The sequence below is a fragment of the Vibrio toranzoniae genome, assembly GCF_024347655.1.
Classification (GTDB): Bacteria; Pseudomonadota; Gammaproteobacteria; order Enterobacterales; family Vibrionaceae; genus Vibrio; species Vibrio toranzoniae.
The window spans coordinates 1,045,159-1,070,702 of the sequence record NZ_AP025515.1; the positions used below are offsets into that span (position 1 = coordinate 1,045,159).

Genomic DNA, 25,544 nt, shown 5'->3' on the forward strand with positions numbered 1-25,544 from the left:
GCATAAGTTGAGCGTTCAACATGTTGCTGACATAAAATGGGCCGAGAATAAATTGAATCAACAGTTCGTTTGGAGAAAGAGATTTTAGTGAGCGTTCGAAAACTAATGACAATCGTTAGCCTTTGTTGGTTAAGTCTAACCGCAGGTGCGTGTTTCGCGGCTCGATCTGAACAAGCGATAGTAGCCCCAAGCCCAAGCCCAAGCCCAAGCCCAAGACAAAATACAGATGAACCCGACCAGATTATCGAGGTTGGCGTGTTAGCAACTCGAGGTAAGCTTTCGGCGCAGCAACGCTGGCAACCAACAATGGATTGGTTGTCTGAACACATTCCGGGTAAGCACTTTGTTCTCAAGCCTTTTAATTTGGAAGAGATGGCGGAAGCAGTAAAAGATGTCACGGTCGATTTTGTTGTCACCAATCCCGGCCAAGCCGTTCGTTTAGGGCGTCAATACGCACTCTCTTGGATGGCGACCATGACCAGTCATAACTTCGAACAGCTGGCAGCCAACAATACTCAAAGCATTGGTTCAGCCTTGGTGGTGAGAAGAATGTCACCTTATATCTCTTTTGAGCAACTGAGCGGAAAGCCAATTGCTGCCGTGTCAGAAAATGCGTTTGGTGGTTACCTGACTATGCGTTATCAAATAATGCAAGAGGGGCTCAATCCCAACCACTTTTTCTCTAATACTCAGTTCTTGGGTTTCCCGATTGATGCCAGTTTGTACCAATTGCGAGAAGGACACATTGAGGCGGCAGTCGTCCCTGCTTGTTTGGTTGAAAATATGATTAGCGAAGGTTTACTGGTGGCTGGGCAATATCGAATCATCGGTAACCAAGCGCCTGAAGGCTTCCGATGCCAAGTGTCTACGCCTCTGTATTCCAACTGGTCGTTCGCCAAAACAGAACGAGCCTCTTCGGCACTGGCTAAACAAATGAGTCAGGTGTTGTTTTCGATGCCAAAGAGCAGCGCACCGGCCATTGCGGCAAACGCTTCGGGTTGGACGCCACCAACTAGTCTGCTTTCCATCGATAAGCTCTATCAGCAACTCGACATGCACCCACTGCAACAGCCTTGGTGGAAAGAAGCGTTAATTTGGCTTAAGTACAATCAGCAATGGGCATGGGCGTTCTTCATTTTAGTGGTGTTACTGAATACGTACCACTTCTGGTTGGAGTACAAATTCAGCCGTAGCAAAAAACAGTTAGAAGCCACGTTGCACAAGTTAAAAAGTAAGAGTGAGCAGTTAGAGCACTCTCAACGAATCGCGGTGGTCGGTGAGTTAGGAAGCAGTTTGGCACACGAGATCAATCAACCCTTGGCGGCGATTCGTAACTACAGCGAAGGCGGTTTATTGCGGATTTCTAAGAACAAACCGTTAACCGATATTGAACCTGTGTTCGAGAAGATTCAGTCGCAAGTGGATCGTGCTGATGCGATCATTCAACGCTTAAGAAACATGATTAAGAAACGCTCATCTGAGAAGTCTCAAACCGACATCGAGCAGCTACTCACAGACACCATTGAGTTGCTGCAATTTCGATTGCAGAAGCACAATATCACTATTGAACGCTACGCGGTCGGACAGCCTAGTACGTTGTATATTGATCCTGTGGGCATACAACAAGTAATTGTAAACCTGATCAATAATGCGACAGATGCGTGTAACATACAGCAACAACGCGAACACAGCGCGATGTCTGATATTAATAACAAAAACGGCAAGCTTGCGACAATTAAAGTGATTACCGAGTATCAACCGGATAAAATGATGTTGTCGGTTATTGATAACGGAACGGGGTTAGATCTTACCGAGCAACAAGTTACTCAAGCCTTTGTGAGCAGTAAAGAAAATGGCTTGGGACTAGGGCTTTCGATCTGCCAAGACGTGATTGAAGATCACAGTGGCAAAATGGCCATTGTGTCACTTGCTCCTCATGGCTGTCACGTTGAGGTAACGTTACCTTTTTCTCTTTCAAATGATTCATAAGGAATCTTGTTATGTCTGAACTTCATCAAACGTTGCCGGTCTATGTGGTTGATGACGATGAGTCGATGCGTGATTCATTGGTGTTCTTATTGAAAGAGCATGATTTTACGGTGTCAGCCTATGAAAACGGCCCGAACTTTCTAGATTCTGTCGACTTGAGTGCTCCGGGGTGTGTAATTTTGGATAGCAGAATGCCTGAGATGAGAGGACAACAAGTTCATGAGTTGATGGTGAAAGCGCAGAGTCCATTGTCGGTGATTTATCTGACGGGGCATGGCGATGTGCCAATGGCGGTGGAAGCCTTGCAATCGGGCGCGGTGAACTTCTTTCAAAAGCCGGTGAAAGGTGGAGAATTGGCCGAGGCCATCAAGCAAGGATTAGAGGCTTCTGAAAAGCATCTTCATATGAATGTGTATCGCCAAGCTTATGCGTCGTTGACCGAGCGTGAAATCGACATTCTTAAGCAGATTATTGACGGCAAGCGTAACCAGAAAATCGCTGACGAGTTGTGTATCGCGATGAGAACGGTAGAAGTACACCGAGCGAGTTTAATGAAGAAATTTTCTGCAAAAACGGTTGCCGAGTTGGCATATATTTATGGGCAGCTAACTTAATCATATAGCCACCACGATACGAAATGACAGTGATAGGTGCCATATCGCGGCCGCTTTTAAGGTGACTTCGCTGAAAGGTTATCTTCATAAGCAAACTAATATTGAAGTAAGATCACACCATTTATGGAGTGCATACTGAGATGTATCAGGAATCTGTTTAACGCTATGTATTCCTGAGATACTAAGTTCATTGTAGGGTGAAACGTTTTAACGACTGCGCTTCTCCCTGTAATTTAGAAACATTCACTATGGGTTGGGTACTCCTCTGGATTGGGTCTTGTATCAACCGAGTTAGGTTAAAAAACTTTATGAGTACAATGGGAATCGCAATTGGTGCGACGGCTCTTTCGTTAATACTTGTGGCCGTTTGGCTGATCTCTCTATCGCTAAGAAAACAGCGCTTGGAACAGGAACGTAAAGCACGTGCAGTCGCTTACCGAAAAGCGATTGAAAAAGCGCGTATACAAGAGCAAAAAGAGCGCCACTTCAAAGCTGAAACCGGGCATGTTCCGTCGATTCTGTATTTGGCGAAAGAGGCTGAACGTAACAATATCAAGGAAGCTCTGTATTGGTACGATAAAGCGGCGCATTTAGATAATGTCAACGGTATGTACGGTATTGTACGCCTTAGTATGAAGCGTAAAGAAGACCTAATTTTAAAAGAAAAAGCCAATTTTTGGCAACTTGCTATATCTGCATTAGACAATGATCTGGTTGCGAAATTTGAGATGGGTAAAGCGCTCGTTTTTGGCCGTGGAACGGATAAAAACATCCCCAAGGGCTACGCCTGTATCGAAGAGTCAGCGGCTGGTGGCAATAGCGAAGCAATGCTGTTTATGGGGGACTGGTGTCTAGACAAAGAAAATCCGGACTATTCAGCCGAGAATGCAGCCGAGTGGTATCACAAAGCGGCGGACAAGAATAATTTAGAAGGTAAGATTAAGCTTGGTTCGTGTTATTTGAATGGTATTGGCGTTGAACCCAATCATGGTGAGGCCATATATTGGTTTGAGACTGCGGCGGAAAAAAACAGTGCCGAAGCGATGTTTAGAGCCGGTGAGGCTTGGATCGACCATGGTGAAAACGGTAACGCTATTGCTTATATTTGGCTCTTCTTATCGGCTCATTTTGGGTATTCCGATGCGAAACATTTGAGAGACAAAGTGGGGGGTGAGCTTGGTGTGGATGCAGTGGTGGGTTTACAAGCTCTGACTAAGCCAATAATGACTAAGTTAACTCAAGAAGCGATAACCAAGCACTCAATCATCAAAGCGCTCAATAAGCTCTACAAACGTAATATACCTATCCCAAAGAAAGTCAAAGAAGTGCTTGATGAAGAAGATAACGATTTAAGTGTCGATGACAGTCATATAAAGACTAAAGAGCTGAGTGAATCAATTTCTAACGTTGATTACAGCCAACAGCAGATGAATACAGGTCAAGCATTAACAGATAAACAAGCTAACCAGAATAGCGACCCTCTGGACTTCAGTCAGCCAGTTGTTGAGTCTAACTGGAACAGAAATCAATAGTCGTGTTCAGTAGCTTTATACGGTGTTCTGTGAAGCAGTTTTCTTTGGTTATCAGTTAATTGTAGTTCTTACCCTAATCAAGAAAACTAGGCAACAAAAAAGGGAAGCCGATGCTTCCCTTTTTATTTGTGTGCTGTTTGCTTTAAGCGCTAAGGCTAAAACCAAAAGCTTATGATGCTTTGTTTTGCTCAGCTTTACATACTGCAGCAGTGAACACTACGTCAGTTGAGCTGTTAAGCGCTGTTTCAGCAGAATCCTGAATCACACCGATAATGAAACCTACTGCAACAACCTGCATCGCTACATCGTTAGAAATACCGAATAGGCCACATGCTAATGGGATAAGCAGTAGTGAACCGCCAGCAACACCAGAAGCGCCACATGCAGATACCGCAGCCACAAGGCTTAGTAGAATCGCAGTGAAGATATCAATTTCAATGCCCATTGTGTGTACCGCTGCAAGCGTTAACACAGTGATGGTAATTGCAGCACCCGCCATGTTGATTGTTGCGCCTAGAGGGATAGATACAGAGTAAGTATCTTCGTCTAGGTTTAGCTTCTTACAAAGGTTCATGTTTACTGGGATGTTTGCAGCACTTGAACGAGTGAAGAATGCTGTTACGCCAGATTCACGAATACATTGCAGTACGAGTGGGTATGGGTTCTGTTTCGTTTTTACAAATACAAGCAGTGGGTTAACCACAAGTGCGATGATCAGCATTGAACTTAGTAGAACCGCTAGCAGTTGACCGTAGCTTGCCAGTGCATCGAAGCCCGTTGTTGCGAACGTAGTCGAAACAAGACCGAAGATACCGAATGGAGCAAGACGAATAATGAAGCGAACAATGTGTGAAACACTGTGGCTTAAATCTTCGAAAACCGCTTTAGTTGTTGCAGATGCGTGGTGCAGTGCAAGGCCAAGACCGATTGCCCAAGCAAGAATACCGATGTAGTTCGCGTTCATTAGCGCACTAACTGGGTTATCTACAAGTTTGAATAGAAGCGTATGAAGAACTTCAGCAATACCTTGAGGAGGGTTGGCACCTTCAGCGCCCGCAACCAGTGTCAAAGTGGTTGGGAACATGAAGCTCAACACTACAGCTGTAAGAGCAGCAGAGAACGTACCAATCAGGTATAGCACAATGATTGGACGCATATGGGTATGCTGACCTTTCTTTTGGTTTGCGATAGAAGCTGCAACAAGAATGAAAACTAAAATGGGGGCAACTGCTTTCAAAGCACCAACAAACAGACTACCGAGTAGACCTGCATCTTGAGCTGCTGAAGGAGAAACCATGGCGAGAACGACACCGAAAACAATACCTGCAAGGATCTGTAGGACAAGGTTCCCACGAGCGATGCGGGCGAGTATGTTGCTATTTTGCATAAAATACCTGCAATTGTTAAATTATTATAGTGATGTATCTTTTTATAAAGCTGTACCAATTCCAACTATACACTAGTGGAATGGGCGCTAATATTAGCGAGATCTAAGAGGGTGTCTAGGAATAGTTTACTTTTAGGGTGATTGTTTGCGCTACGTGGTGTTTTTAGATTGAAATGTTAAATAAATGTACATATATTGAGTTATAAGCCTGCATGCTGATGTTTATCAAGGTCAATATTCTGTGAGTATAAGAATGTAAACAGCTTTTGATAAGATCATCGTTTGCAGCAATAGCAATAGCAATATAGATAGCAAATTGAAATAAATAAGCCCTATGTGATGAACACAAAGGGCTTCTTGTTCTCTCAATAATTTTTGATAGTTTGTAAACCTTCTTCCAGGCTGTTCACCACTTTCAATCGCTCTGCGTAGTTTGCACTCCGCTTCTGATTCATGGTTGCAATGAGAAAAACGATAGTACGTGGCTAAATTTTCCACGTCGGTAAATGTTTCACGCACGCCTAGTGCGCAACCGGCGAATATTCTGCATCCTGTGCTGAGCAATTAGTGATGATCGTGGTTCATCTTTTTCATGCCGCTCATTACTTTCTTAACAGGAGCATCGAAGGTTTGTGACTCACCGTTAGAGAAGGTCAGCGTCATTTCGATTTGTTCGCCTTCTTTTAGACCATCTTTTAGGTCAAATAACATAATGTGTAAGCTACCAGGTTTCAGTTCAACTTGGCCATTCGCTGGAATCGCGATGGTTTGAACTTGGCGCATTTTCATTACGTCGCCGTCCATGATGACATCATGAAGTTCTACTTTACCAGCTGCTGGTGTTGCAGCAGAAACGATAGCACGGTCTTTATCGCTGTGGTTCATTAGGGTTGTAAACACCGCGCTGTTGACGGCTGAAGGTGGTGTTGCACGAGCGTATGCGTCGTGAACCATAATGTCACCGTTAGCATGAGCAAGAGGAGTGAGCAATAAGCCTGCTAGAGCAAGTGCTTTTAACTTCATGTTGTTGTCCTTAGTTGTTATGTTTTGGTCTGGGACCTGACTTTTTCTCGAACTCTATCGATTAAGTTGTTTATTTTTCTACACGTTCTGAGTCGCAGGTGCGTTAGCGCGTTAATGTGTTTATGGCTTCAACAATCGGCGCTGGCGTTAACGTGTGTGGTACTTTAGTTATCAAGGTACCGTCGGGCTTTAAAAAATAAAAATATGAGCTGTGGTCAAGGGTGTATTCCAGCTCAGAACCTTCAAGCTTGGTCTTTCTGAAAATAACACCGTAGTTATGGGCAAGCGTCGTTGTCACATCTAACGGGCCACTTAATCCTTCCATCATTGGGTGGAAGTATTGTGCGTATTCATAAGAAGCTTCTGCAGCATCGCGCTCTGGGTCAAGAGAGACAAACATCGGGCGAATCTTCGCTTTTGCTTCATCTGACACTTGGTTAAGCGCTCCAGCCAACATCGCCAGAGAAGTAGGGCAGACATCTGGACAACGTGTGAAACCGAAGTAGACGATACGAATTCTGTCATCGGTTTGGTCAAAGATTTCCGTGGGCTGGTTATCTTTACCGAAAAGAGTCGTTGCGGAAAACTCTTGCTTTGCTGCGTGTTGTTCTTGAGATTTATTTTGTCCATCAAGATAGCTTTTGACACCAAAGCCAAGTACAAAAGCAACAACCAATGCTAACGACCAATTTCTACTCATCTTGCCATCCTTATTGCAGGGTTTACAGTCTCGACACCATCAGTGAGCTCACCGATCCATGTCATCTTATCTAAAGTACATACAGGTAAAATTACATCACCTTCATAAGTATTATTGCCAATGCTCTTTAGTTGAAAACGCGCTGAGCCCATTTCCATTTCTAAGCCGGTGAGTGACAACATTAGTGTCTCAGATGCGGCACCTTCCCAAACAACCTTCATTTTCGTGGGTAGAAGAGGTTGTGCGGTTTCACGGTCAAGCGACATTGAAATCGATTCTTGCTCACACGAGGTTGTTGAAAGCATGCAGTAGTCATCTAAGTTGACCTCGGCCGTTGAATGTTCAATGACCGACTTGAGTTTTTGAAATACGGGTGGCCCATAAAAGCCTGCCACGAGAGCGATTCCAAGAGCAGCCACTTTTAATGCTGGGTGCATGTCGTGTTCTCATCTAATTTTATAAGAGCGGCGATGTTATCATACCCTTCAATACGTGCTTGTATCAAAAAGCAATTTTGTGCGTATGGTAGAACTAAAAAAGCGAAGCCATTGGCTTCGCTTTTGTCTGCTTAATAGAGAGGTGAGCTTAGTATTTCTAAGTTCTATCCGTTCTGAACATGTTCCAGAAGTACGCTGAATGATTAGTCAACGTTACGCTCTGCAAATTTCTCTAGCCCTAGAACTAAGGCAATGGCTACAAACATCATCACAATTGCCAACACGAGCTGAGAAGGTTGCGAGGTCACAGCTTCAAAATCGAACGGCGATAGGTTCTCTTGAATCAGAGGTACTTGCTCACCTTTCGAGTTGATGCGCCAGCTGATGGTTTCTTTCCACGGCCATATCTTAGGTAGCGTACCGATCATCAAACCGGTTAAGAATACCAATGTGAAATCGCGGAATGAGCGTAATAGCCAAGAGAGCACGTGTGAGAAAGTCAGTAGACCGATCACACAACCACCTAAAAATAGGGCAAGCACATCGATTTGAAACTCTTTAACGGCACCAAGAATCGGGCCATACATGCCAATCAGTAGCAGAATAAAGCTGCCTGAGATACCCGGCAAAATCATCGCACAGATCGCAATCGCACCCGCAATCAAGATGTTGATGCTGGTTGGTTCCATTTGTAGCGGTTTAAGAACCGTAATGCTATAAGCGAAGGCTACACCAAGTAATAGAAAGACGAATCGAATCATATCGCGCTTTTCTACCTGCTTAAGAATATGGAATACCGACACCAAGATCAGCCCAAAGAAGAAAGACCACAGTGGAACAGGGTGCGTGACCAATAACCAAGAAATCAGCTTTGCGAATGTCGCAATACTCGTGAACACGCCTGCGAACAGTGAAATCAGGAAGAAACCATTGATGTGGTTAAACGCGGCTTTGAAGCCTTCGCGCTTCCATAAGCCAAGTACGCTAGGGTTAATTCTACGAATGCTTTCTAGCAGCGTATCGTAAATACCAGTGATGAATGCGATGGTTCCGCCTGAAACGCCAGGGACAACGTCGGCTGCGCCCATTGCCATGCCTTTAAAAAAAGTACTTAAATAGTTCATTGATTCATAGAGTTGAGAATGATTTTGTGCAGTATACAAACTTTAAGGTAAAAAAAGTATGAATATGCCTTTGGCGAGGTGTTTTTATTACCTTCTTAATTGCAAGGCAATAAGTTGAAGTGAACATTTGCCTAATATTTAAAATACAATCACTTAGTGATCTATCATTAGTGCTCTATGATGAAACTGATCTCTTATCAATATTGCATTTTTATCGCATTATGCAAATGCACTTTGCAATTGGCATGTTGGATTAGAGGCTTTTATGAGATTTAGAGCTTATAAAACGCTGAATTAAAGTTGGCACGCTAACTGCATTAATAAATTTGACCCTTCTTAAGCCGAGGGTCACCTAGCCAACTGACGTTGTTAGTGAACTTTTGATTTGTTCACAAATATATAGAGCCAATCGCGATTATTGCGGTTGGCTATTTTTTTGCCTGTCGTTTGGCTATCTCTAGTTTTTTATCGGTTACCCCTCATTCTCCAAGCGAAAAAAAGCCAGCCACCATGGGTGACCAGCTTATGCTTTTTTCGAATCTCGAATCTCGAATCTCGAATCTCGAATCCGTTTTAATATCCCATCAACTGCAACAAATTTTCTGCTGTGCTAATGGCTTCTTTACGGTTGGCAATGTTTAACTTTTGGTACAGGTTACGGATGTGAGTTTTGATAGTCGTGCCTGCAACATCAAGTTCTTGAGCGATCTGTTCATTACTGAACCCCGAGTAGATAAGACCAAGTACCTGCCATTCACGTTGTGTAAGTGGGCTGGTGCGTACCAGTTCTGGAATATTCGGATGATTAACCAGATTCTCCACAAAGTCTTCGTCAAAGTGAACCGAACGGCTGCGTTGAGTCGTCGAGATATCTTTCATGATCTGTTGGGCTCGGTGACGTTCTAAATCACCCAAGCCAGGTTTGTTACTCAGCTTGTCCAAGATATGCCCGATAGTGCCACCATCGACTAAGAAGTTACCGACCATACCGGTTTGGTTGGTCATGTGTAGGGCTTCTTCTAGTAGCACACGAGCACTGTCTTCATCGTTGAGCTGTGTGCGTAACACGGCTTCGACGATCAAATTTCTGTTGGTGTCCGTAATCAGGTGTGAACGTTGGGCTTCGCTTTTCAAGAAGGTTAGCGCTTGTTCCGCTTTTTCATACTGCTCAAGGATGATATGAGCACGCACGATGTTTCGCCATTGAAGTTGACAAAAGTGGTTGCTTGCTGATTCAGGGCGAACAGCAACGCTCAACCAGTCACGGATGGCGTCTTTATTGCCTTTTACTTGCCAGAACAAGATCAGAGACAGTGAAGCGTTCGCCGTCCAATCTACGTGGTAAGTTGATTGGCGCAACAAGTGCTGAATCTGGTCAATAAACTTAGACGCTTTATCAATTTCTCCCCGACTCAATGAGATTCGAGCCAGCATGGAGTAGCTATGTAAGTGCTTACTTGGTGCGTGATGGCCAAGAATATCTAAGCCCTTATAACAACACTCTTCCGCTTCATCTAATCGATTCCAACACCAAAAAATCTGAGCTCTAACTCGCAGTAAAAATTCATGCAGTGGCACGTATTGCAGTTGGTGTTCTTCAATCAATTTAAATGCACTGTCTTGCAACTCAAATGCAGCCTGAACATAACCTTGAGCAATTAATATTTCGCTCTGTTGCAGAATGGCCCACAGCGCCTGATGGTAAACTTGATACTGGCGTGCGAGTTTTTCTGTTTGTTGCATCATCGGTAGAGCACGACTAAGGTTGCCCATAACATGGTTCACTTCACCAACAACAGAGGTCGCTACTATACGGCTACGGTATACCGTTGTATTTAGTTGACTTAATGAAAGTTCGGCTAATTCTAGCGCTTTTTCCGGTTCATTACTGTTGATGGCTACTTGCGCACGCAGGGAGTTGTACTGCCCTTGTTGTTGAGTATCAAGCTCAATATTTCGAGCTTGATATTGCGCTTCGGCTTCTTCCAGCAAGGTGCCTACTTGATCATATCGATGCTGACTTTGTGCCAGCCATGCGCGCAACATTGACAGTTTAGGTTCACTGTAAAGTTGGTCAGGTGTCAGTTGCTTGATCGCCATCTCTAATGAAGAGAGCTCACCTTGGTTGAACATCTGCCATCCGTGATCACTCAAGATCTGAACAATCAATTGTGGGTCGTCAGCACGCTGTGCATGTCGAAGAGCTTGATGAGGCGTTTTCTGTTTGATCCAAGCTTTAGCTGCACTTCGATGCAATTCCGCTTCTTGTTGCGGAATTCGAGCTTGGCGTTCATGGGCGAGAAATTCACCAAAAAGGTTATGGAAGCGGTACCAGTTTTTCTCACCTTCAAGAGGGTAGATGAACAGGCCAAATCGATTGAGTGACTCGATCATACCGAGTGCGTCTTCACGTTGAGTGAGTGCACATACTAGCTCGTCGTTGAAGTGATCAAGCACAGAGCACTGCATTAAGAACTGTCGAGTTTCTTTGTCTAACAAGTCGAACACTTCTTCCACCAAATAGTCCCAAAGGTGAGCATGGTTAAAGTGCGAGAACGACTCCGCTGATTGCGCTAGAGTGCGTTTTTGATGTTGGGCTTGCAGCGCAATAAGTTGCAAGGCAGAAGGCCAGCCCTCTACATAAGTACAAATGCTATCTGCTGTGATGTCATCAATGCCATCGGCTACGCGTTGGTTGAAAAAGCGCGTGGTCTCTTCAGTATCAAAAGCCAGTGAATCGTTACCTAGCTCTATCATTAAGTCACGTACGCGAAGGTTGGCGGTACCGAGTGGTGGTGTTCCTCGGCTGGTTACAACGAGCGTCAGGTTGTCGGGCATATGTTTGAGGAAAAAGCGCATTGCTTCATGAATGTCATCATTGTTGACCAAGTGGTAGTCGTCCAACACAAGGAAACATTCATGATGGAACTCAGACATTTCTGCGAAAACTTCACTTAATAATGAATGCAGCGATGAAAACTGTCTTTTCTCTGCCAGCTTTTGGGCATTAGGACAGATATTTTGAGTCGCTTTATTGAGTGATTGCAGTAGATAGTTAATAAAGCGAAATGGATCGTTGTCACTATCATCAATGCTGTACCAACCCACATTAGGCTTATCTACTAGCCATTGCGCGGCCATTGTGGTTTTGCCATACCCTGCTGGGGAGCGAAATAGCACCAACTTGTAACAATCTGCGTTCTGAAGCAGATCGAGAACCCTAGGTCGTAGAATCGCATTGTGTAAGCGGCCAGGACGGGTCAGTTTTGAAGGGATCCACATATCGAAGTTTTTCACCTATTTCGTGGGCTTATGTTCTGGATTATCCCAATCTATTGTTGAGTGCTGTCCAATGACATTAGCCTAATTACTTAAGTCTTCGTTTATGGTACGTGAAGCGAAACGATACCGACTATGATCCTCCACAGAAACCTTGCACTCCTGCATGTTTTTGATGCTCTACGCCCTTTATTTGTGATTTATGTCACTTTAGGTGTGGTTTGTGAATGTGACTTCTTCTTCTTTTACACCGGTTTCTGTGTAAAAGATGAGAGGCTAAAAAAATTTTCGTGATCTGAATATCAGATTTAGCAATGGCTTTAAGAGACCTAAATAAAAGTTACATCAATTGAAGTTAAGTTATCCAACGGGAGCTTGTGATCTTGGTCACTCCAAGATTTTGTTCTAACTCAGAACATGAGAGTTAGATCACTAACCAAATCTCGGTACGCCCCCTACGCCCTCTAATCTACTCCTAGTTAGTTGTAAGGACGGGAGGATGTTTAGTTTATGGTGACCATGCACGATATGTCATAGATGAATTAGAACTATTAAAAGCGAGATTTCTGAAATGAAACCAACTCAGCAAAAAACTTTCGATAAAGTGTCGTTCCAAGAGAGCGTTAAGAAGCATTTGTCTGCGACCTACGCAACTACAATTGAAAACGCAGATAGCCGTGCATGGTACCTAGCAATGGGCCGCGCGTTAGCAGAATTAACAACCTTTGACCTGCTAGCAACTGAAAATGACGAAAAAATTAAGAACGCAAAGAGCGTTAACTACCTTTCATTAGAGTTTTTGATTGGTCGTCTGACAGGCAACAATTTAATCAGCATGGGTTTATATGAACAGATTACTCATGCGATGGAAGAGCTAGGTCAAAACTTAACTGACCTTCTAGAAGAAGAACGCGACCCATCCCTAGGTAATGGTGGTCTTGGTCGACTAGCTGCTTGTTTCATGGATTCTTGTGCCGCTCAAGAATACCCAACAGTAGGCTACGGTCTTCACTATGAATACGGTCTATTCAAACAGTCTTTCCAAAATGGTCGCCAACAAGAAGCACCAGACGCGTGGCGTGGTGTTGAAGGTTACCCTTGGGAAGTGGCTCGTCCAGAACTAGCCCAACACATTGGTTTTTACGGTCACGTAGAAGTTGAGTTCGTTGATGGCAAAGAAGTACGTACTTGGGTTCCAGGTATGGAAGTAAAAGCAATGCCTTGGGATCTACCGATCGTAGGTTACGAGTCAAACACGGTTTACCCGCTGCGTCTTTGGGAATGTCAGGCAATTGCACCATTCTCACTAGCAAGCTTTAACAACGGTGATTACTTCGAAGCGCAACACTCGCTAATCGATGCAGGTAACATCACTAAGGTTCTTTACCCTAACGACAACCACGAGAAAGGTAAGACACTGCGTCTAATGCAGCAGTACTTCCACTCAGCAGCATCGGTTCGCGATATTCTACGCCGCCACGAAGCAGCAGGTTTCTCTTTAGAAGATCTGCCTAAGCAAGAAACGATTCAGCTTAACGATACGCATCCAACAATCGCGATTCCTGAGCTAATGCGCATCCTGATTGATGAGAAAGGTTTAACTTGGGATCAAGCATGGGAAATCAGTGCTCACACGTTCGCTTACACGAACCACACACTACTTCCAGAAGCGTTAGAGACTTGGTCTGAATCTTTGATCAATCGTCTTCTTCCTCGTCACATGGAAATCATCTTTGAAATCAACCACCGCTTCATGCAAGAAGTTCGCAAGATGTGGCCTGGTGACGGTGAGAAGCAAGCGAAGCTTTCTATCATCCAAGAAGGTTTCCACCGCATGGTTCGCATGGCAAACCTATGTGTAATTGGTTCTTACAAAGTAAACGGTGTAGCTGCACTTCACTCACAATTGGTTAAGAAAGATTTGTTCCCTGAGTTCAACGAAATCTTCCCAGGTAAACTGACTAACGTAACGAACGGCATCACGCCACGTCGTTGGCTGAAGTTCTGTAACCCAGGCTTATCTAAGCTAATTACTGGCAAGATCGGTACTGAATGGCCAGCAAAACTTGAGCAGCTAGAAGGCATCGCTAAGTTTGCAACAGACGCGAAATTCCAGAAAGAATTCATGGCGGTTAAGAAAGAAAACAAACAGCGTCTTGCTGATTGGGTTCAAGAGAACATGGGTATCGAGCTAGATACGAACGCTATCTTCGACGTTCAGATCAAGCGTCTACACGAATACAAGCGTCAGCACCTAGACTTGCTACACATTCTATCTCTGTACCACCGTATTCTTAACGAACCGGGTTTCGAATGTGAGCCTCGCGTATGTTTCTTCGCCGCGAAAGCAGCGCCGGGTTATCACCTAGCGAAAGAGATCATCTTCGCGGTGAATAAGATTGCAGAGAAGATCAACAACGATCCTCGCATCGGTAACAAGCTTAAAGTGGTATTTATCCCAGACTACCGTGTAAGCATGGCTGAAATCATCATCCCTGCGGCAGACGTTTCTCAGCAAATCTCACTGGCTGGTAAAGAAGCATCGGGTACGGGCAACATGAAGATGGCTCTAAACGGTGCGTTAACCATCGGTACGATGGATGGTGCAAACGTTGAGATTCGTGAAGAGGTTGGTGATGAAAACATCTACATCTTTGGCCTAGACGTTGACGGTGTTGTTGCATTGAAAGCTCAGGGTTACAACCCATACGACTACTACAATGCAGACCCACTACTGAAAGCATCTCTAGACTTATTGACTGGCGATGAGTTCACTCTAGGTCAACCAGGTCTTCTACGTGCAACGTTTGATAGCCTGCTAGACGGTGGTGACCCATACCTATGTCTTGCTGACTTCGCATCTTACGTGAAAGCGCACGAAGACATGAGCACGCAATACAAAGACCAAGCCGGTTGGGCTAAGAAAGCCATTCTTAACACAGCATTGGTTGGTAAGTTCACATCAGATCGTTCAATCCGCGACTATGTGAACAACATCTGGAAACTAGAAGCGGTTAAACGTTAATCGTTCCCAAGTAGCCAAGGCAGTTTCTGCCTTGGCTCAATTAGCTTGTGGGCAAATAGATGGTTGAGACGTTTGTCGTTTATAAACTGGCTGCTTACAAACTGATTGTCACAAGCTAATTGATTAGTAAAAAATTAAATAAACAACCCTACAAAAATTGAAAGCGTTAAGGCGCTTTCGGAGAGAGCGATGAAAGAACAAAACGTATTAAAACAAATCGCAGAAATGGCAAATATTGCCGATAGTTACGTTAGTGCGTGGGGCGATGAAGCACAAGTATCAGACGATACTATTACGTCTCTATTGGCTTCATTGGGCTACGATACAAGCAGCGATGATGCACTATTAAAGTCTGCAGAAAGAAAACACAAAAAAGATGTACTAGACCCAGTTCTTGTCTTGCGTGACGGTGAGCCTGTAGAAGTGGCGCTGAATTTAGGGGTTAGTGCTCGTGAAAGTGAGTTCAACTGGCGCTTAGAGACCGAGCAAGGAGAGGTACTCGAAGGCTATCTTCAATCTCAAGTCGTTCGTGATGAGCGTGCCGAGGGTGGCCCTTTAGTGTTTGCATTGCCAAGTGATTTGGCATGGGGTTATCACAAGCTAATTGTGAGCCGTAAGCGCCGTAAGAAGCCTTACGAGATGACACTGATCATTACGCCAAAAGCGTGTTTCAAGCAGTCTCCAATTGAGCAAGGCAAAAAGCTTTGGGGACCAAGTGTTCAGCTTTACACACTAAGAACTCAGCACAACTGGGGTATTGGTGATTTCGGTGACCTAAAACAATTGGTTGCTGATATCGCGTCTCGCGGCGGTGACTTCGTTGGTTTAAACCCGATTCACTCATTGTTCCCTGCAAACCCTGAAGGTGCGAGCCCATATAGTCCCTCTTCACGTCGTTGGTTGAACATCTTATATATTGATGTGAGCTCCGTACCTGAATTCGCATTAAGTGCAGAAGCACAACAGACTGTAGGCAGCGCAGAGTTCCAACAGCGCCTACAAAAAGCTCGTGAAGCGCATTGGGTGAATTACACCGAAGTGTCTGAGCTGAAGATGGGCATCTTGCCTCTGTTATTCGCAGAATTTAAGACTCGTCATCTAGACAAGAACAGTGACCGTGCTCAAGCCTTCCTAGCGTTTGTGGAAGAGGGCGGCGATAGCTTGATGCATCAGGCAGCGTTTGATGCTCTGCATGGTGAATTGCATGCTGAAGACTCAGGCATGTGGGGATGGCCGGTATTTCCTGAGAAGTACCGTACATTCGACAGTCCTGCAACACAGAAATACATCAAAGATAACTTAGATCAGGTACATCTTTACATGTACCTACAATGGTTAGCAGATTGCCAAATCAACGATGTTCAATCGCTTGCTGAAGAGAAAGGCATGGCCGTTGGCTTATACCGAGATCTCGCGGTAGGCGTCGCGGATTCAGGCAGCGAGACTTGGGCTGATCAAGGCAACTTAGTGATGGATGCAAGCATCGGTGCTCCACCAGATATTCTTGGTCCTTTAGGCCAAAACTGGGGATTACCACCACTGAACCCTGAAGTGCTTCAAGAGACAAGCTACGATGCATACATTAAGTTGCTTCGTGCAAACATGAAACACTGCGGTGCGCTACGTATTGACCACGTGTTAGGTTTATTGCGTTTGTGGTGGATTCCAAAAGGTGAAAACGCAACCAAAGGCGCGTACATCTATTACCCAGTGCAAGATATGCTGTCGATTCTTGCGCTTGAATCTCACCGTTATCAATGTAGTGTTATTGGTGAAGACTTAGGTACGGTGCCAGATGAGATCGTAGACATCCTAGCAGATGCTGGCGTGCATTCTTACAAAGTGTTCTTCTTCGAAACATCAGAAGAAGACGGTGGTTTCATCTCTCCAAAACACTATGCATCACAATCAATGGCGGCCCTGTGTACGCACGATATGCCAACACTACGTGGCTTTTGGCACTGCGATGACTTGAAGATGGGTCAAGAGATTGGCTTATACCCAGATGCAGCACAGCTAGAAACTCTGTTCGATGACCGTCTAGAGTGCAAACAAGGGATCTTAGATTCGGTGGCATGGCATGGTTTCCTACCTGAAGGTGTTGGCCGCGATGCAAGCCAAGTACCGATGGACTCGTACCTTGCGGAAGCACTTCAACTGCACGTTGCGGCTGGTGGTTCAACATTACTAAGTGTTCAACTGGAAGATTGGTTAGAGATGGACAAGCCAGTCAATATTCCTGGCACTGTAGATGAGTACCCTAACTGGCGTCGTAAATTATCAATGAACTTGGACGAAATCTTTGCTCACGAAGGGGTAAACCGTATTGCTTCTAAGCTGACAGATGTTCGAGAGAAAGCAGCTAAGTAGTGGTATTGAGTGGCTTGAATATACGTGGTTTTTTGCTTACGCCGTACGAAACTACAACCTCGGTCACTCAATGATCAATGCTCATCTGGTAGAATAAATCGTCGTTATATTGCCCGCACTAATAGCGGGCATTTTTGTATTATATTTTTTGGATGTTTGGTTAGGGAGAAGCGTTTTGGAACTAAGTTCTATTTCAAAGCAAAAACAAATATATGCCCAACTATCACAGGCTTGCTTCACAGACCCATTTGCATTTTTAGGGCCATACCTACCTTCTGAGCAAGGTGCATTACGTGTATGGATTCCTGGGGCAGATAAAGTCGAATTGATTGTTGGAAAGGAACCTCGTATAGAGTTAGCGCGAGAGGGTGAAAGTGGTTTCATTCTTAAGCAGGAAAGAGACTTACGCTTTACTCACTATAAGCTTGCAGTGGATTGGGCTGGGGTAGAGCAGGTCATCGATGATCCATACCAGTACCATGATCTGTACGCGAGCTATGAAGATCTTCATACACCGAAAGATATGTATCATCACATGGGGGCTCAGTTTATTACGCTAGAGCGTGATGGGCAGACGATTTCAGGTACGCGTTTCTTGGTGTACGCTCCGCATGCTACAGCGGCAAGCTTGGTGGGAAACTTCAACGCTTGGGATGGTCGTCGTCACCCGATGCAACGTCTGGACTACGGTATGTGGGGCCTATTCATTCCTGACCTGGAAGAAGGCGCTCAATACAAGTTTGAATTAAAAGGACCAAATGGCGAAGGCTTACCACACAAAGCTGACCCATGGGGTTTCTACTCCGAGCAATACCCCTCGTTCTCATCTGTGACTTATGATCACGCTCGTTACGAGTGGCAAGATGCTAAGTGGCAGAATCGCCCAGTGACGCAAAAGCGTAAAGAAGCGCTTTCATTCTATGAACTGCATGCTGGTTCTTGGAAGCGGAACGCTGAAGGTGAATCCTTAAATTACCGTGAGCTAGCAGCAGAGCTGATTCCATACCTTACGGATCTTGGTTACACGCACGTTGAATTGATGCCAGTTTCAGAGCACCCATTTTATGGCTCTTGGGGCTATCAGCCAGTAGGTCTATTTGCACCAACCAGCCGCTTCGGTTCACCAGATGACTTTAAATACTTCGTAGACCAATGTCACCAAGCCGGTCTTGGTGTGGTACTTGATTGGGTTCCAGCTCACTTCCCAAGTGATGATCATGGCTTAGCAAACTTCGATGGTACGCCATTGTTCCATGACCCGGATCCTCGTCGCGGCTGGCACCAAGACTGGAATTCGTACATCTATGATTTAGGTCGTGAACATGTACGTCGCTTCTTAGTCTCTAATGCACTTTACTGGTTCGAGCAATTCCACATTGATGGCATTCGTGTTGATGCAGTCGCTTCAATGCTATACCTCGATTACTCGCGCAGTCATGATCAATGGATTCCAAATGTAGATGGTGGTAACGAAAACTACGACGCTATCGCAACGCTGAAGTGGATGAACGAAGAAGTTTACAAACACTTCCCAAATGCGATGACGATAGCTGAAGAGTCAACGGCTTTCCCTGGTGTTTCAGCCCCCACTTTTATGGGCGGCTTAGGCTTCGGCTTTAAGTGGAATATGGGTTGGATGCACGATAGTTTGTCTTACATCCAAGAAGACCCAATTAATCGTAAATATCACCACAATACAATTACGTTCCCACTGGTTTACGCACACAGTGAGAACTACGTATTGCCTCTGTCTCACGATGAGGTGGTTTACGGTAAAGGTTCTATCCATAACAAGATGCCTGGTGATGAATGGCAGCAAACGGCTAACTTACGCGCTTACATGGGCTACATGTACGCACAGCCGGGTAAGAAATTGAATTTCATGGGGACTGAATTTGGCCAGACGGCGGAATGGAACCATGATGACCAGCTGCAATGGTTTTTGTTAGATTATGACCGCCATCAAGGTGTTCAACGCTTGACCAAAGATTTGAACAACCTATACCGCTCTGAAGCCGCTATGCACGACCTTGATTTTGACCCGAAAGGCTTTGAGTGGCGTCTTCAAGACTCTGCAGAAGCAAGTGTCTTAGCTCATGAACGTATTAGTGACTCTGGTGAGCGTGTCTTGGTGGTATCTAACTTTACCCCTGTTCCTCATGAGCACTTCCGTTTAGGCGTTCCAGCACAAGGCAAGTACTCACTCTTGTTGAATACGGACTCGACTGATTACGCTGGTAGTGGTTTTGAAGTGAAGCAGACTGCTGAAATTGAATCCGTAGAAAGCGAAGGCTTAGACACATCGATCGAGCTACGCCTACCACCGTTATCGACGATTTTCTACAAGCTCAATTAGCCTATAAGTGAAATTAACCAGCGGTTAAAATAAGGAATGGGAGCACTAGTCTCCCATTTTTATTGCTTAAAAACTCTTTCTTACGGTGCTCTAAGGTTCGTTAATTGTAGAAGGGATCTACCTAGAACGATCTCAATGATTTGTTGAGCATCTTCACCAAAACTTTCCATCATTTTGTGACGAAATACGCCATTAACCTGTAGGTTAAGTTCTTCAGAAGCTGGGTTCTGTGAGGCATGGAAAAACATAAGCTTGATAGCGTTTTTGAATGGCTTGTCATTCAACGCTGCTTTCCAAGAATCATAGAATGCAGACTTCGTAGAGAAATCTAAAGGTGCCATCATAATAGACAAAACATGTTCGTGTAGAACAGATCTTATTGCACGTGTTGAAGGAAAATATCCCTGTAAAGTTGTGAGGCTAACGCCCGTTTCTTGAGCAATCCTTGCATAGGTGAGCGCTTCGTGTCCTTCAGATAGAAACAGCTGTAATACAATGTTGTTGTATTTCTTTTGGTTTTCTATTTTCTGTAGTTGAGTTATTCGAGCCATTACAAACCTATATTAGGTGTGACATTCTGTATAGAAATTACGGAAAGTGGATGTTAACAAAATCTCGAACCATAGACCTTAAAAAAACAAAAAATCGCGCATAAAAAAATATAATTAATACATATTTTAGACTAATTTATTGTTTATTTAAAAAAGACCGCTTTATCAAGCGGTCTTTAGGGTGTTTATTAATGTTTTATATTGTTGTACGAGTCTAGAAAGGGTACCAGAACAGTTGCGCTTCGAGTACTCGCTTTGCGATAGCGACTACCACTACTAATGTAATGACAGCGAGACAAAGGAAGTCAACACGCTGCAAAGGTGCGTAGCTATACCAAGTCCGATCTTTGTGTCTGCCAAAGCCTCGTAACGTCATCGCATTTGAAATTTCGTCTGCGCGGTCCAAGCTAGAGAAAATGAGCGGCCCTAGAACCTTAGCTACGTTTTTAATGCGAGTTACTAGGGGGGCTTTCTTCGAAAGCTCTACACCACGAGCTTGTTGAGCATGCATGATATTAATAAAATCTTTTTTTACTTCCGGCAAATAACGCAGTGTTAAGCTTACCGCATAGGCGATTTTATATGGAACGCCGATACGATTGAGGCTCGCTGCAAACTCCGTTGGGTGCGTGGTGAAGACAAAGATCAGCGCTATCGGGAACATACTCATGTATTTGAGTGTCACGGTAACTAAATAAAACAGTGTCTCTTGGCTCAATGAGTAATTGCCAGGAAGCGTCAGTAATAACGTTTCACTGCCGATAAGTTCAGTACCTTGCTGCGGCGCAAGCAGGTACATGAACAAAGCGTTCAAGCTTAATACACTCGCTGTACCCACTAACAAAGGCTTATATACGCGCACTGGCACATTGGTGAGCTTTAATAGATATAAGCCCATCAAGATCAAAACAACGATGAGTCTGAGATCGAACGTTGTAAGTACAACGGTTACCCAAGCTAAAAACAGCGCAAACTTGGTGACGCCATTGAGAGCGTGCAGCGGCGATTTAGTATCAATGTAATTGATGCCGAATTTTACTTTTGATGCATTCATTGAGTGCTTCTCTCGTAGTCGATGAAGTACTGCATAAATGCATTGGTGTCGTCGATTTTCATCATGGTCGCGAGTTCATAAAGGCTGGTAGTACAAAGATTTGCGCGTTCTAACAGCGATGGCTGACTGAATACTTCCGTCATCGCGGCATTGGCAATCAGCTTGCTGTCTGCAATCACGATTGAGCGTGTGGTGTACTCTAGAACGAGGTGCATGTCGTGTGAAATGATCACAACGGTGATTCCCAAGTTGCGGTTGAGTTTTTGAATAAACGCCAGCATCGATGTGTAGTTACGGTAATCTTGACCAGCGGTCGGCTCATCTAAGATCAGAAGTTCAGGCTCTAAAACCAAGATAGACGCTATTGTTACGCGCTTTTTTTGGCCGTAGCTCAGTGCTTCGATTGGCCAGTGGCGGAACTTGCTCAAGCCACAAAGCTCAAGAACGTTTTCTACTTTCTCTTTGATTTCGTCTTCTGTAACGCCACGGTTACGAAGGCCAAACGCGACCTCGTCAAAAATCATATGATGCGAGATCATATGGTTCGGGTTCTGCATTACGACACCGACTTTCTGACTTCTTTCGAAGATGGAAAGCTCAGATAAGTCTTCGCCGTTCAGATACGAAGAGCCCGAATCCGCGTCAATCACACCCATGATAATCTTGGTGATGGTCGATTTGCCGGAGCCGTTTTTACCGAGTATCGAAACAAACTCACCCTTGCCAATCTTAAAGCTGACATCTTCGAGTGCGTTTTTTTCACCGTCGTAAGAGTAAGTCAGGCCATGCACTTCGAGCAAAGGTTGATACTGCTTTTCAGCAACAGGAGTAGGGCGTTCAGCAAACCAAGATTGAACCGTAGGACGGAACCTTTTGTAGTCCAAAGCTTTGAGGTTGGACAGCTTGTCTTCGCTTGTTAAAGGCGCTTTGGCTGCTTTAAGGGCTGATAGGTAAAGCGGTTCACGAATACCGTGTGTCTCAAGCAGTTCAGAAGCCAAGATTTCATCGGGTGTCATGTCTGCAACGATTTCGCCGCGTTCCATTAAGATCACACGATCAATATCGCGATGCAGAACATCCTCAAGGCGGTGTTCGATAATCACGATAGTCTTGTTGGTTTCTTTATGAAGTTGGTCGATGATCTCAATCGTTGCCTTGCCTGTTTTAGGGTCAAGGCTGGCTAGAGGCTCATCAAACAGCAAGATATCAACGTCATCAACTAAGATACCCGCTAACGATACGCGTTGCTTTTGACCTCCTGAAAGGTCGTGGGGAGATCGATCAAGCATATCCGCTAAGTCGACCATTTTTGCTGTCGACTTAACAAGAGGATACATATCGATGTTCGACATCAACTGGTTTTCCAATGCGAAAGCGATATCTTCACCGATACTTAAACCCACAAATTGGCTGTCCGTATCTTGCAATACCGTGCCGACTTGCTCGGTATAGTCGTGCATTGAAAATTCAGAGATGTTCTTGCCGTTGATCTCTAAAGAACCGGTGACCTCACCTTTAATAGCATGAGGTATCAAACCATTCAGACACTGGCCTAGGGTAGATTTACCACTGCCACTTGGCCCAATAATGACGATTTTCTCTCCTTTCTCTATCCTTAGATTGATATTTTTTAGCGTCGGTTTATCCAGCGACTCATATCTAAAAGAGAAGTTCGAAAATGCTATAGTCATTATCGCTTATGCCTCAGTCAGGTTACGGCTTTGTTTGTTACGCTTAGCGACTGATTTTAGGATCAGGAAGCCAACAACTGCGATCAGAACGGTATTACCCGCTGCGATGATAGACAGTTGAGTAAAGACTTTGGTAAACGGTTCTGCGTATAGAATGGTATCTAGGAATGCGGAACAGCCGTAGCCGACAACGTTACCTGCGAGAGCAAGCACGACAAATAGCGCGAAATCTTTCATTGGCAGTTCGCCTTGTTGAAGACGGTTTTTAGTCATCATAGGGAATAGACCAATAACCATCCCAACGATACCTGAACCCAATACCCACGTTAGCCATACGCCCCAACCTGCGAATAAGTCTGTTACCCAGTGGCCGATAAAGCCAACCAGGAAGCCAACAATCGGGCCGAACAAAACAGAAAACAGTGCTAGGACTGCCATTGCTGGTTTCAATGTTGTGTTAGCAAACACTGGGACACCAAACATAGGTAGACCACCAATGCCGTACAGTGCCGCGCCAATGGCGATAACGACGACTGTCTTCGCTGAAAAGTTCATTAGGTAACCTCGAATACTGAAAGATAAAGAACGAATATTCGCCATTATTAATATTCGTCTCAATGAGAACGTTTTTTGGGCAAATATGAAAAATAAGGCGCGCATTATACAGTAGAACCCTTCCATAAGGGAAGATAAGTGTCTAGATGTCTAAAATTCCATCTGAACGCCTAAATATGATGAAAAATGCGTAATTTCACGATTAATTGAGCAACAAAAAAGCCAGAACGTGTCTGGCTTTTTCATTTATATCAACAATATGTTAGGTCCAATTGAGGGCTAAGTGCCGTTAATTTAGTGACCTAGAGAGCAGTGACTTAGTGATCTAGGTATAAAAAATTCTGCCAGCTCTTCATGCGAATAAGGACCTTACGCATGATAGACACGTGAGTGAAGCTGTCTGAATAAACAGCAACCTCAACCGCGGTACCCATAGGTAACTGGTACTCCGACAGATCGTCCGTTATGGATAACTTAACAAATACACGACCGTTAGTGCGTAGTGCATCAGTACCTAATAGTGCGCCTCTAGCTTGGAATTGACTCTCTCCAATTGCTGGAATTACTTCGTCAATACGTCCTTTAAAGACTTTCCCTGGTAGCGCTCTGAATAAAAACTCAGCTTCGTAGCCAGGCTTTAGACGTTGTAACGAGTTTTGTCTGAATGCTGCGGTATAGAATTGATCTTCGGTGTGAACAAAAGTCATAACTGGAGCGAGAGGAAGTGGGACTGACATTACGCCAGGGCGGAGAGCTAACTGAGTCACGTAACCATCGGTTGGTGCTCTAACTACGGTTTGCTCAAGGTCAAACTTAGCTTTACGCAATTCAGCTAATAAGCTTAAAACGGCTGTGTTTTCGCCACCTATTTCAGAATCTAAGGCTATTTTTGCTTGTTCTAGGCTAGCGTCGGCAACTTTGACCGCTGCTTCCGATGCCTTATAAGCTTGCCTGCGAGTGTCGAGTTGTTGCTCGGTAAAGGCCCCGCTATCATAACCACGTTTATAACGAGAGAATTCACGCTGGGCTTTATCTCTCTCTGCTATCGCTTTGATTCTTGCGGCCTCTGCTTCAGCTACTTCTGATTCCATCCCAAGAGCACCTTGGCTTGCTTCTTTTACTTTAGCCTCTAATCTTGCGACTTCAGCTTCGAATGGAACAGGATCGATTTTAAAAAGTATATCCCCTTGTTTAAGAGGCTTGTTTGCCTTTACAGGCACTTCGATAACTTTACCTCTAACGCCTGAAACGACAGGCGTTGTCGAGTAAACTTGGTTACCTATTTGCGTGAAAGGGTGGTTGTAGTTCATCAGCAGGATCAAAGTTCCTATGATGATAACACCACCAAGAACAGCCGTTGGTACAGTCCACTTGTTTAGCGGGATCTTAAATACTTTGAATATGGTGATGCAAAGTGCCGCATAGGTCATTATCAGCAGTAAATCCATTATTTAGCCTCCTGATCTTGAACGTTATTTGTCTCTTTCTCTGGACTGCTTTGCTCAGTACTCGCTTGCTTGAGTTGTACGATTTCTTCCTGAAGGGTACTCACTTGATCGATGAGAATATCGACGCGATGATGAATGTCGTGTTGCTCTTCTTCTAATTTAGCGAAGCCCCAACCGCGATCTTTGCGCCATAACGTGGCCCAAATCCAGAGAAACGGCCATATTGCGTGTAAGGTGAATAGGCTAACCCAGCCTGAGACGTGAATAGCATCTTGATGAGGGTGGTTACGTTCTTTTGCTATTTCATAGGGAATATCGTGAATAACGATGATGCCGTAAAAGATTACTAATGCTACGAATACAAGTAAACCTAGTGCAAAGTAGTCTAAAAACATAACAGATCCTTCCA

General features: G+C 44.5%; 18 protein-coding genes. 6 read left to right on the top strand and 12 right to left on the bottom strand.

The features are described from left to right. Positions 1–87: 87 nt before the first annotated feature. The 3 genes from OCU50_RS19040 to OCU50_RS19050 all read left to right on the top strand — a co-directional run bounded on the left by OCU50_RS19040 (position 88) and on the right by OCU50_RS19050 (position 4,135). Positions 88–1,989: a sensor histidine kinase gene (locus OCU50_RS19040; RefSeq protein ID WP_060469256.1), complete on the top strand. Its 1,902-nt coding sequence runs from the start codon at positions 88–90 to the stop codon at positions 1,987–1,989. An 11-nt stretch (positions 1,990–2,000) separates the two neighbouring features. Then, the gene (locus tag OCU50_RS19045; RefSeq protein WP_060469257.1) at positions 2,001–2,603 is read left to right on the top strand and encodes a response regulator transcription factor; all 603 of its coding nucleotides are present in this window, start codon (positions 2,001–2,003) and stop codon (positions 2,601–2,603) included. Positions 2,604–2,920: 317 nt separating this feature from the next. Continuing rightward, on the top strand, positions 2,921–4,135 hold the full coding sequence (locus tag OCU50_RS19050) for a tetratricopeptide repeat protein (RefSeq protein WP_060469258.1): 1,215 nt from the start codon (positions 2,921–2,923) through the stop codon (positions 4,133–4,135). Positions 4,136–4,304: 169 nt separating this feature from the next. Here OCU50_RS19050 and sstT read toward each other — a convergent pair whose 3' ends face one another. The 6 genes from sstT to malT all read right to left on the bottom strand — a co-directional run bounded on the left by sstT (position 4,305) and on the right by malT (position 12,088). Next, positions 4,305–5,522, bottom strand: a complete 1,218-nt coding sequence (gene sstT, locus OCU50_RS19055) for a serine/threonine transporter SstT (protein ID WP_060469259.1) — start codon at positions 5,520–5,522, stop codon at positions 4,305–4,307. A 564-nt stretch (positions 5,523–6,086) separates the two neighbouring features. Next, complete coding sequence (locus tag OCU50_RS19065; protein WP_060469260.1) at positions 6,087–6,545, bottom strand: copper chaperone PCu(A)C; 459 nt, start codon at positions 6,543–6,545, stop codon at positions 6,087–6,089. A gap of 103 nt (positions 6,546–6,648) precedes the next feature. After that, complete coding sequence (locus OCU50_RS19070) at positions 6,649–7,245, bottom strand: SCO family protein (RefSeq protein ID WP_060469261.1); 597 nt, start codon at positions 7,243–7,245, stop codon at positions 6,649–6,651. Next, positions 7,242–7,682 (bottom strand): hypothetical protein, encoded by a 441-nt coding sequence (locus OCU50_RS19075; protein ID WP_060469262.1) that lies wholly within the window; start codon positions 7,680–7,682, stop codon positions 7,242–7,244. Before OCU50_RS19075 ends, OCU50_RS19070 begins: the two co-directional genes overlap by 4 nt. A gap of 203 nt (positions 7,683–7,885) precedes the next feature. Continuing rightward, a complete protein-coding gene (locus OCU50_RS19080) occupies positions 7,886–8,806 on the bottom strand; it encodes a polyprenyl-phosphate transporter (RefSeq protein WP_060469263.1) in 921 nt (306 codons plus the stop codon). A gap of 573 nt (positions 8,807–9,379) precedes the next feature. Further along, on the bottom strand, positions 9,380–12,088 hold the full coding sequence (gene malT, locus OCU50_RS19085; protein WP_060469264.1) for an HTH-type transcriptional regulator MalT: 2,709 nt from the start codon (positions 12,086–12,088) through the stop codon (positions 9,380–9,382). Positions 12,089–12,656: 568 nt separating this feature from the next. Here malT and OCU50_RS19090 point away from each other — a divergent pair. From OCU50_RS19090 to glgB, 3 genes are all read left to right on the top strand, one after another. Further along, the gene (locus OCU50_RS19090) at positions 12,657–15,110 is read left to right on the top strand and encodes a glycogen/starch/alpha-glucan phosphorylase (protein WP_060469265.1); all 2,454 of its coding nucleotides are present in this window, start codon (positions 12,657–12,659) and stop codon (positions 15,108–15,110) included. A gap of 189 nt (positions 15,111–15,299) precedes the next feature. Beyond that, entirely contained in the window at positions 15,300–17,480 is a 2,181-nt protein-coding gene (gene malQ / locus OCU50_RS19095; protein ID WP_060469266.1) for a 4-alpha-glucanotransferase, read from the top strand. A gap of 175 nt (positions 17,481–17,655) precedes the next feature. After that, positions 17,656–19,836, top strand: a complete 2,181-nt coding sequence (glgB, locus tag OCU50_RS19100; RefSeq protein WP_060469267.1) for a 1,4-alpha-glucan branching protein GlgB — start codon at positions 17,656–17,658, stop codon at positions 19,834–19,836. A gap of 80 nt (positions 19,837–19,916) precedes the next feature. Here the strand turns inward: glgB and OCU50_RS19105 are convergent, their stop codons facing one another. The 6 genes from OCU50_RS19105 to OCU50_RS19130 form a co-directional block, all read right to left on the bottom strand. Further along, positions 19,917–20,387, bottom strand: a complete 471-nt coding sequence (locus tag OCU50_RS19105; RefSeq protein ID WP_060469268.1) for a TetR/AcrR family transcriptional regulator — start codon at positions 20,385–20,387, stop codon at positions 19,917–19,919. Positions 20,388–20,601: 214 nt separating this feature from the next. Then, the gene (locus OCU50_RS19110; protein ID WP_060469269.1) at positions 20,602–21,441 is read right to left on the bottom strand and encodes an energy-coupling factor transporter transmembrane component T family protein; all 840 of its coding nucleotides are present in this window, start codon (positions 21,439–21,441) and stop codon (positions 20,602–20,604) included. Further along, the gene (locus tag OCU50_RS19115; protein WP_060469270.1) at positions 21,438–23,132 is read right to left on the bottom strand and encodes an ABC transporter ATP-binding protein; all 1,695 of its coding nucleotides are present in this window, start codon (positions 23,130–23,132) and stop codon (positions 21,438–21,440) included. Before OCU50_RS19115 ends, OCU50_RS19110 begins: the two co-directional genes overlap by 4 nt. A 6-nt stretch (positions 23,133–23,138) precedes the next feature. Beyond that, entirely contained in the window at positions 23,139–23,687 is a 549-nt protein-coding gene (locus OCU50_RS19120; protein ID WP_048662433.1) for an ECF-type riboflavin transporter substrate-binding protein, read from the bottom strand. A 317-nt stretch (positions 23,688–24,004) separates the two neighbouring features. Continuing rightward, on the bottom strand, positions 24,005–25,135 hold the full coding sequence (locus tag OCU50_RS19125; protein WP_060469271.1) for an HlyD family secretion protein: 1,131 nt from the start codon (positions 25,133–25,135) through the stop codon (positions 24,005–24,007). Beyond that, complete coding sequence (locus OCU50_RS19130; RefSeq protein ID WP_046223193.1) at positions 25,135–25,530, bottom strand: DUF3302 domain-containing protein; 396 nt, start codon at positions 25,528–25,530, stop codon at positions 25,135–25,137. The genes OCU50_RS19125 and OCU50_RS19130 overlap by 1 nt, the downstream gene beginning before the upstream one ends. Between the last annotated feature and the right edge of the window lie 14 nt (positions 25,531–25,544).